This is a genomic window from Pantoea sp. CTOTU46764, from assembly GCF_031974595.1.
Lineage (GTDB): Bacteria > Pseudomonadota > Gammaproteobacteria > Enterobacterales > Enterobacteriaceae > Pantoea > Pantoea trifolii.
Genome location: NZ_DALYOQ010000018.1, coordinates 33,877 through 40,362 on the forward strand (window position 1 = coordinate 33,877; position 6,486 = coordinate 40,362).

The 6,486-nt window shown below is 59.1% G+C and carries 7 protein-coding genes; all 7 read right to left on the reverse strand.

Features of this window, described 5'->3' with window-relative positions:
- Window positions 1–1,324, reverse strand: a 1,324-nt coding sequence (locus tag RTM06_RS08985; RefSeq protein WP_312181535.1) for a sensor domain-containing diguanylate cyclase, incomplete at its 3' end; no start/stop codon positions are given.
- A gap of 165 nt (window positions 1,325–1,489) precedes the next feature.
- Entirely contained in the window at window positions 1,490–2,308 is an 819-nt protein-coding gene (locus RTM06_RS08990) for a phosphodiesterase (protein ID WP_409455794.1), read from the reverse strand.
- Window positions 2,309–2,408: 100 nt separating this feature from the next.
- The gene (locus RTM06_RS08995; protein WP_312181539.1) at window positions 2,409–3,392 is read right to left on the reverse strand and encodes an ABC transporter ATP-binding protein; all 984 of its coding nucleotides are present in this window, start codon (window positions 3,390–3,392) and stop codon (window positions 2,409–2,411) included.
- Entirely contained in the window at window positions 3,389–4,201 is an 813-nt protein-coding gene (locus RTM06_RS09000; RefSeq protein WP_312181541.1) for an ABC transporter permease, read from the reverse strand. Before RTM06_RS09000 ends, RTM06_RS08995 begins: the two co-directional genes overlap by 4 nt.
- Window positions 4,198–5,061: an ABC transporter permease gene (locus RTM06_RS09005; RefSeq protein ID WP_265300259.1), complete on the reverse strand. Its 864-nt coding sequence runs from the start codon at window positions 5,059–5,061 to the stop codon at window positions 4,198–4,200. The genes RTM06_RS09000 and RTM06_RS09005 overlap by 4 nt, the downstream gene beginning before the upstream one ends.
- Entirely contained in the window at window positions 5,061–6,074 is a 1,014-nt protein-coding gene (locus RTM06_RS09010) for an ABC transporter substrate-binding protein (protein WP_312181544.1), read from the reverse strand. The genes RTM06_RS09005 and RTM06_RS09010 overlap by 1 nt, the downstream gene beginning before the upstream one ends.
- Window positions 6,071–6,486, reverse strand: a 416-nt coding sequence (locus RTM06_RS09015; protein WP_312181546.1) for a substrate-binding domain-containing protein, incomplete at its 5' end; no start/stop codon positions are given. The genes RTM06_RS09015 and RTM06_RS09010, both read right to left, overlap by 4 nt.

Below are 6,486 nucleotides of genomic sequence, written 5' to 3' on the forward strand. Positions count from 1 at the left end.
CCCCGCCGTTACGGCACACCACATCGGTTTGACGTGCGCTGCTGCGTAAGGTTCGCGCCACATGTTTAATTACCTCATCACCGACGTCATGACCAAAGGTATCGTTGACGCGTTTGAAGTGATCGATATCCAGCGCCAGCACCGAGAATGGTTGACGCATGGTGGCGAAGTAGTCGAGCACCGCGCTCAGGCCACGGCGGTTGAGCAGATTGGTCATGGGATCGCTCTGCACTTCCGATTTCAGGCGACCAATTTTGTCCTGTACTAAACCAATGCCGGTAAGCAGCGCACGTTTGACCTGCGCCGCCTCGAAATACCAGGCGCGAATGCCGCCAATCTCGCTCGACACGCCTTGTGAATCCATCTGGCTGGCTTTGCGCGCCAGTTGCCACAGCGGCAGCGCAATCAGACGCGCCAGAATCACCGCTACCAGCAAGGTCAGCAGCGCAAAAGGCACCGAGTTTTTCAATACTTTCAGCAGTAAACCGGTGAGCGGCGCCAGCGTGACATCGGTGGGTTTCAGCGCCACCACCATCCAGCCGGTGGTCGGCACGATGGCGTAACCGGCCAGCTTAGGCACGTTCTCTTCCGTCAGTTGCACTTCACCGTTGGTTTTCTCTTCGCGCTGGCGATCGCTAACGATGCCCGGCACGCTTTTACCAATCAGCTGGCTGTTCTGGTGATAGAGCACCTGATTATTGCGATCCAGCACGTAAACGTGGGTGCCATCGCGATAGAACTGCTCACCGAGCAGCGCATTAAGGATGCTTTTCTTCTTCAGGTAAATTGTGCCGCCAACGTAGCCAAGGTAGCGTCCGTCTTTGCTCCAGATCGGCCAGGAGACAAACACAATCAGGTTATTGGCGGCGGAGATGCTGGGTTTGCTGACCATCGGCTGACGCTGCGCCAGCGCCTCACGCGAAGCCTGGCTGGTCAGCTGCATGCCTTTCAGCATCAGCGATTCGGGTGAAATGGCTTTCACGATGCCGTTGCTGTCCACAACGGCCACCGAGTTAAAGCTGTTGGTTTGCTCACGCAGGCGATTCACCTCCTGCTGCGACAGATCGGCATTATCAAAATCATTACCCAACTGTGTCGCGCTGTAGTGCAGCTGCGACTGAGCCAGCTGAAAGAAGACCTCGGTGGTCGCCGCCAGTTTGGTGGCGTAGGCGCGATTGGCTTCGAGTGTACTTTCGATCAGGACCATACGTTGCACGCGCCAGGTGGCGTACAGGGTGTTGGCGAGCGTGATGACGATGCTGGTAATCGCCAATAGCGCGATCAGCGTTCGCAGGTCAGTTTTTGGCCGCAGGCGCATTAGCATGGCGCGCCGGCCTTAGTGGATAGATTCATCAATATGTGTGCCTGACAGTCTTGTTATTGTTGGATGCACTTGCCCTGGTGAGCTAACGGGCGATTGTACACCCACAACGCAAATTGAGCACGAAGCATCCTGTCAGCCATACCGATTTCTTTCTCTGCGCTGGCGCTAATCGATCAAACCATTGGCATCGTAAAACGGCCACGGACCGGGATAATCGCCGATGGCACACAAATGGGTGCTCATGCCCTGCTGCTGATGCCAGCGATGCAGCAAGAAGCCCGGCGGCTCCAGCACAAAATTGGCTGGGCCACTTTCGGCGAGATCAAACGCCACCTGATGCGATACGCCCGGCGCCACACAGGCCAGCGTACCGGCAAAACGCGCCTGCACCGAGCGATGCAGATGGCCGCTCAGCACGCGTTCCACCTGCGGATGGCGCTGGATAATCGCCGCCAGCGCCGCCGGATTGCGCAACGGTTGGTTATCCATGTGTTCTATGCCGCAGAGAAACGGCGGATGATGCAGCATCACCAGCGTTGGCAACTGCGGCTGGCGCTGCAACTGCTCATCAAGCCAGTGCAATTGCGCTTCATCCACATAGCCCCACGGCTGCTGCGGCACGCTGGAATCGAGCGCCAGCAACTGCACGCCTTTTACCTGCATCTGCCAGTTCAGGGTTTCACCGTGCTGCAGATAGTGATGATCCGGGAATGCCGCACGCAGCGCCTGGCGATCGTCGTGATTGCCTGGCATCAGCAGAAACGGCAGTTGCAGCTGGCGCAGCGCCTGCTTCAGCGTTTGATACTCTTCTGCCGTGCCGAAATCGACCAGATCGCCAGTAATTACCACCCTGTCGGGGCGCGGCGAAAGGCGGTTTAGCGTCTCAATAACCCGCAGCAGCGCGGCTTGGGTGTCGACTTTTTTGTAGGACAAACGGCCGTTGGCCTTGATGTGTAAATCGCTGATTTGTGCGATTAGCGTCATTGCTTCAGACACGAATTTTTTCCTTTGGATATTCAATGCTAGTCGGTCGCCATTAATGGCGACCCTACTACGGTACATAGATTTATGGCGACCGGGCCAATTAAGAAAACTGCAGCGCAGCGTCCTGCGCCAGCGCCCAGCTCACCGCTTGTCCGGCATGCCAGGCTTCACGCGCGTGGCGATCCACCTGAATCGGTGTGGCCAGCCCGATATCGATCATCAGCCGCTGCGACGCGCCCAAAAAGGTGCTGGCGACAATAAAGCCCTGGCGCTGATAGCGATCATCGCTGGCCAGCAGCACATCTTCCGGACGGCAGAAACGCTGCGGATTGCCGCGTGTATCGACATCCACGCAGTTAATCGCGCCAACAAAATCGGCGACAAATTTTGATGCCGGATGCTGATAGATGTTCTGCGGCGTATCGATTTGCACCAAACGTCCCTGCTCCATCACCGCAATACGGTCGCCGAGCGCCATCGCTTCCTGTTGATCGTGCGTCACGTAGACTGCGGTGATCGCCAGCTTCTTCAGCAGCGCGCCGATCTCCAGACGCAGACGATCGCGCAGGCGCGCATCCAATGCCGCCAGCGGCTCATCAAACAGCAGCACTTTAGGCCGCGCGGCTAATGCGCGCGCCAGCGCCACACGCTGCTTCTGCCCGCCGGAGAGTTTGTCGATGCTGCGCTGTGCCAGCGCGGTGAGATCCACCAGCGCCAGCATCTCCTGCACGCGCGCTTCGCGTTCGGCACGCGCCACGCCCTGCACTTTCAGACCGTACGCCACGTTCTCGGCCACGTTGAGATTCGGGAACAGCGCGTAGTTCTGGAACACCATGCCGACGTTGCGTTTTTCAATCGGCAACGCGGTAACGTTGCGATCGTCAAACCACACTTCGCCGCCGACGTCGCAGCTTTCCAGCCCACTGATAATGCGCAGCGTGGTGGTTTTGCCACAGCCAGACGGACCCAGCAGCACCAGCGTTTCGCCGGCATGAACGGTGAGATCGAGCGGTTGCAGCGCCTGATGATGATTAAAGTGACGTGCGCAGCCGCGCAGCGTCACGGTAACGGCCGCAGGATTCATGCTGCCTCCTTGTGTTGGCGCGAGACCGCGCGGTTAAGCCAGTGATTCACGGCATTGAGCATCAGCAGCAGCGGCAGAATCATCAGAATGAAAATCAGCGTGTAGGCGGAACCCACTTCCAGCCGCATCGAGGCGTAGCTGTCGGCCAGGCCAACCGGCAAGGTTTTAGTCAGCGGCGTATGCAGCATCCAGGTGATGTTGAATTCGCCCACCGACAGCGTGATCACCATAAAAGCACCGGCCAGAATGCCGTTGCGGCAGTTCGGCACCACCACGGTAAAGAAGCGCTGCCACAAGCTGGCACCAAGGCTGGCCGAGGCTTCTTCGAGGCGCGGCATATCCACCGCCTGCATCACCGCCAGCACCGGCCGCATCATAAACGGCAGAGTAAACAGCACGTGACCAATCAGGATAAACAGCCAGCTGTCGCGCAGGCTGGAAAACTGGCCGTAGAGCAGAATGATACCGAGCGCGGTCGCCAGACCGGGCAGCGCCACCGGCAGCATCAAGCACTCTTCAATACGCGCTGCCCAGCGGCCCGGCGCTTTCAGCAATCCCCACGCGGCAGGGACGCCAATCAACAAAGTGACTAAAAGGCAGAACAGCGCGATCAGCAGCGACAGCCAGAAGGTATCGGCGTACATCTGCCACACTTGCTCCACCCACTTCAGCGTGAAGCCGCTGCGCAGGCCGATAAAATAGTTATTGGTGACGCCCGCCAGCATCGACAGCACCACCGGCACGATCATAAACAGCGCGGTGATGGCGGTGATCAACAGTTGCAGGCTAAACAGTCCACGACGCTTCATGATTGCGCCTCCCTAGCCTGCGCCAGACGGCGCGCCAGCATCAGCGCCAGCCAGGCGAATCCGCCCATCAACACCGACAGCGCAGCGGCGGTGGCAAAGTTGGCGTAGTTGGTGAACTCGCCGTAAATGGTGAGCGGCAGCACCGCCAAATCGGTGCCGAGCGTAAAGGCGGTGCCAAAGGCGCCCATGCTGGTGGCGAAACAGAGCGCACCGGTAGAGAGCAGCGCCGGTTGCAGGCCGGGCACAATCACATCCCAGGTGATGCGCCACTGGCTGGCACCAAGCGAACGCGCCGCTTCTTCCAGCGAGCGATCGAGTTTTTCACTCGCCGCCACCAGCGTGACGATGGCGCGCGGTAGCGAGAAATAGAGGTAACCAATAAACAGCCCCGCCAGCGAATAGGCCAGCGTCCAGCGCTCATGCACCAGGCTCATGCTGATTTGCGCCAGCAATCCCTGACGCCCGGCCAGCATCACCACCAGAAAACCCACCACCACACCGGGAAACGCCAGCGGAAAGGTCAGCAGCGCCAGCAAGGTGCCGCGCCCGGTAAAGCGCTGACGCGCCAGAAAACAGCCGACGATAGCGGCAATCAGCAAGGTCACCAGCGTCACCGCCAGCGACAGTAGCACGGTGTTCAGCAGGCTCAGCAGATAGTGCGGCTGGGTGATCACCGTCCAGTAACCGCTGTGCTGGGTGCTGCGATCGTCCTGCATGCCGATTTGCAACAGGCGGGCAAACGGCAGCAGCCAGAAAGCGCAGAAGAACAGCAGCGCGGGCAGCGTCAGCCACAGCCAGCGGCTGCCCGGTTGTGTAGGTATCTGGCGGCGCGAGGCCGCCAGGGTGTCAGCCATCGACATTAACGGATCTCGCTCAGGTATTTCGCCGAGAAGGCTTTCTGCGCATCGGCCATCTGCTGATAGTTCACGGTTTGCGCGCGCGCATAATCGCTGTCTGGCAGGAAGAATTTCTTCGCCTCTGCGGACATTGCCGAGGTACGTACCGGACGCAGGAAGGCATTGGCCCAAATCGACTGCCCTTTATCCGACAACACGTAGTCGATCACTTTCCTGCCGTTGTCTGCGTGCGGCGCGTTCTTCACCAGGCTGATGACGTACGGCACCGTGACCGTGCCCTCTTTCGGAATCACAAAGGCGACATTGGCGTGATCTTTATATTTGGCGCGATAGGCGTTGAAGTCGTAGTCGAGCAGGATGGGAATCTCACCGGAGATCAGGCGCGCGTAGGCGGTTTGCTTCGGTACGATCGGCTGATTTGCCTGTAATTTTTTGAACCACGTCAGCGCAGGCGTGAAGTCATTCATATTGCCGCCCTTCGCCTGGTTGACCGCCACGGCCGACACGTAACCGACAAACGCACTGGCCGGATCGAGGTAGCCGATCATGCCTTTGTATTCTGGCTTCAGCAGATCGTCCCAGGATTGCGGCACCGGCGCGCCGCCCAGCGCATCGACGTTAACCATAAAGCCCATAGTGCCGGAGTGCAGCGCCACCCATTTACCGTCGGGATCTTTCATTCCAGCTGGGATTTCGTCCCAATGCGCGGGCTTATAGCTACTGATGACACCGGCGCTGTCCGCCTGGATGCCAAAACTGACGCCGTAATAAACCACATCTGCCACCGGATTACCCTTCTCCGCCACCAACTGCGCCAGCGCCTGGCCGGAGTTTTTGTTGTCCTGCGGCACCTGAATCCCGGTGTCTTTGGCAATGGCGTTAAGCTGGGTTCCCCAATCTGCCCACTCGGGAGGACAGTTGTAGCAAATTGCCGTCTCAGCGGCCTGGGTGAAACTACTGAACAGCGAACCGGCGGTCAGTGCGAGCGCCCCGGCAATGATGGTGACTTTTTTCATAATGGTTCCCTGATATTGGCAATGGAAGAAAAAGTGGTTGCTGGCGCGGCGATACTGGCGCCGAGCCTTAATCGATGTGGCAGCACGCGCGTGCCGCGGCTGGCTTGTTGTAACAGCATGTCGATCGCCCCGGCGCCGAGCATGTCGGCTGGCTGGCTCACGCTCGCCAGCGACGGCGCGATGTGCTCGCCGATATCGATGCCATCAAAACCCATCACCGACAGCTGCTGCGGAATGCGCACACCGGCGCGCGCCGCAGCACCAATCAGGCTGATGGCGAGCAGATCGTTGGTGCAGATCACCGCGCTCAGCGGCGTGTCGCCACTCAGCTGCGGCTGAAGCAGCGTGAAGTCGGATTGGGTATGGCTAGGCATTTCAATGACCGGCAGCGCGTCGAGTCCGGCTTGTTGCA